Source organism: Brevundimonas sp. GW821-FHT09G01 (genome assembly GCF_059416065.1).
On sequence record NZ_JBWKOL010000019.1, the window covers coordinates 1 to 518 of the forward strand.

At 64.9% G+C, this 518-nt stretch carries 1 protein-coding gene; it reads left to right on the plus strand.

The features are described from left to right. The coding region (locus tag AC07NB_RS17630; protein ID WP_494572547.1) for a GTP-binding protein at nt 1–518 on the plus strand (518 nt) is incomplete at its 3' end.

Consider the following 518-nt stretch of genomic DNA (forward strand, 5'->3'; position numbering starts at 1 on the left):
ATGGCCAAGGAAAAGTTCGAACGCACCAAGCCGCACTGCAACATCGGCACGATCGGTCACGTTGACCACGGCAAGACGACGCTGACGGCGGCGATCACGATGACGCTGGCGAAGGCCGGCGGCGCCAAGGCGATGAACTACGCCGACATCGACGCTGCGCCGGAAGAGAAGGCGCGCGGCATCACGATCAACACGGCGCACGTCGAGTATGAGACGGCCAACCGTCACTACGCCCACGTCGACTGCCCGGGCCACGCCGACTACGTGAAGAACATGATCACCGGCGCCGCCCAGATGGACGGCGCGATCCTGGTGGTTTCGGCCGCTGACGGCCCGATGCCGCAGACGCGCGAGCACATCCTGCTGGCCCGTCAGGTCGGCGTGCCGGCGCTGGTCGTGTTCATGAACAAGGTCGACCTGGTCGACGACAAGGAACTGCTCGAGCTGGTCGAGATGGAAGTGCGCGAGCTGCTCTCGTCGTACCAGTTCCCGGGCGACGACATTCCGATCACCATGGG